This is a genomic window from Amazonocrinis nigriterrae CENA67 (assembly GCF_016056305.1).
Taxonomy (GTDB): domain Bacteria; phylum Cyanobacteriota; class Cyanobacteriia; order Cyanobacteriales; family Nostocaceae; genus Amazonocrinis; species Amazonocrinis nigriterrae.
This window is the reverse complement of record NZ_JAECZC010000007.1, coordinates 1-2,318: the sequence shown is the minus strand read 5'-3', so window position 1 is coordinate 2,318 and position 2,318 is coordinate 1. Positions and strand designations below refer to the sequence as shown.

2 protein-coding genes are annotated in these 2,318 nt (G+C 45.6%); one reads left to right on the top strand and one right to left on the bottom strand.

Annotated elements, in window-relative coordinates; genetic code table 11:
- On the top strand, positions 1-1,456 hold a 1,456-nt coding region (locus tag I8748_RS05270), incomplete at its 5' end, for a phenylacetate--CoA ligase family protein (protein WP_198123609.1).
- 276 nt (positions 1,457-1,732) lie between these two features.
- Here I8748_RS05270 and I8748_RS05265 read toward each other — a convergent pair.
- Positions 1,733-2,318 (bottom strand): IS630 family transposase (locus tag I8748_RS05265; protein ID WP_198123186.1); only part of this gene is annotated, 586 nt, incomplete at its 5' end.

Below are 2,318 nucleotides of genomic sequence, written 5' to 3'. Positions count from 1 at the left end.
GCATCTCAACACTTCCAGCGAATCAGCAGCCTTAGCTTTATTTTCTGATGTGGCTGCAAATGTACCCGCCTACAAGGCTTTTTTAGCAGAACACAAGATTGATCCTAATGCTATCCAAACCTTTGAGGATTTTCAGAAATTGCCAGCGATCGCTAAAGAAAATTATATATCCCGTTATCCTTTGCCTGACCTGTGCCGCTATAGGCAGTTGCAAGCGTGCGATATGATAGCCGCTTCTTCCGGTTCCACAGGTAAACCAACATTTTGGCCCCGTTTCTTCACAGATGAATTGCAAATCGCTACACGTTTTGAGCAGATTTTTCACGATAGTTTTTACGCAGATACCAGACGCACCTTAGCTGTGATTTGTTTCACTTTAGGCACTTGGGTAGGCGGGATGTTTACTACCAATTGCTGTCGCTATCTTGCTAGTAAAAGTTATCCTATCACCGTCATTACTCCCGGTAACAACAAAGATGAAATTTTACGGGTTGTGCAGGAACTTGGTTCAGCTTTCGATCAGGTTGTATTGTTGGGATACCCACCATTCCTCAAAGATGTCATTGATACTGGCATTGCCCGTGGTGTAGAGTGGCAACCATATCACCTCAAGTTAGTGATGGCGGGAGAGGTAATTAGCGAAGAATGGCGGAGTTTAGTTGGTGAAAGGGTTGGTTCAACAAATTTCTGCTACGATTTTGTATCACTCTACGGTACTGCGGATGCAGGTGTATTAGGCAATGAAACACCCTTAAGTATCTGCATTCGCCGTTTTTTGGCAGAACATCCAGATGCTGCTAGAGCTTTATTTGGAGAATCTCGTTTACCCACATTGGTACAATATGACCCCATAGGTCGTTTTTTTGAAGTTCAGAATGGCTCATTGTTATTTTCTGGAGACAATGGCATTCCCTTGATACGTTATGACATCTTAGATACTGGCGGCATCATTAGTTATGATGCCATGCTTCAGTTTTTAGCAGAATGGGGATTTAATCCACTTGAAAAACTCCATTCTGACACTCAGCACTCAGCACTCAGCACTCAGCACTCTCCAAGAGGTATTCATTCCCTACCTTTCGTCTATGTTTTCGGACGTTCTAACTTTACGGTTTCCTACTTTGGGGCAAATATCTATCCTGAAAATGTGACTGTAGGATTAGAACAACCAATCATTCAAGAATGGGTGACGGGTAAGTTCGTGTTGCAAGTAAGGGAAGATGTTGATCAAAATAAATTTTTATCTGTAGTTGTGGAGTTAGCACCAGGCGTAGAAGCTAGCGAAGATAAGCAACAAACCATCACAGCTTCGATTCTCTCGCAACTGTTGCGCCTCAATAGTGAGTTTGCTAACTATGTTCCTCCAGAATATCAAACGCCACAGGTCGCATTAGCCCCAACTGGTGATGCAGAATATTTTCCTGTTGGGGTGAAGCATCGTTATACACGAAAGTAGTAATTCGTAATTCGTAATTCGTGAGGCAGCCCCCGTCTTGGCGGTTTCTGCCGTTAGCGCAGCGTTAGCGAGTCTTCTCCCAAGGGGAGACGCCAAAGGCGAACGAGCGTCTGGGGGACTGCCGTTAGCGTAGCGGTAGCGAGCTTGCGAGCGTCACCCGAAGGGTAATTCGTAATTAAGATGTAGCGTGCGTTATGGACTTTCGTCCTAACGCACCGTAAATCTCTGGCGGTGCGTTACGCTGGCGCGATAACGCACCCTACTAGCACGACCGGGCTAAAATAGTGCAATAGGATAGAGGTGTTTGAGTTTAATACGGGCATCCTCTGTTGTGAAGCGCCATTGAACTTGGCTATTCGTGCGATTACGCTGGTTCTGCCAGGCAGATAACTCCTTTTCTAACTCGGTGGCAGAGGAAATACGACGGTCAAGACATTGTTGAGAAAGGACACTTAACTCAATCTCGGCAACATTCAACCAACTACCGTTACGAGGGGTATAGTGAATTTCTAAGCGGCGAGCTAATCGATGAGCAACAGTTGCAGGAAAAGCTTCATACAGTGAGGCAATGTGATGAGTATTGAGATTGTCACAAACTAACTTGACTTTGCGCGCGTGGGGATAGTCTACATCTAGAAGTTGGCGAACTTCCAGTGCCCAATCGACGCGAGTACGATGCTCACGACTACTCACGCGCCGCCATCCTCTCAAGGGGTCAAAAAATATAAATAACGCACGCACACCATGCCGTTCATAATGGTAATCTTCTTTGCGATCGCTTGCGGGTGTCATTGGTATTGGCTCAAACACGTCCGCTTTTAACTCGTAAGCCGCTTCATCCATGCAGATGAGTGGTTCATCT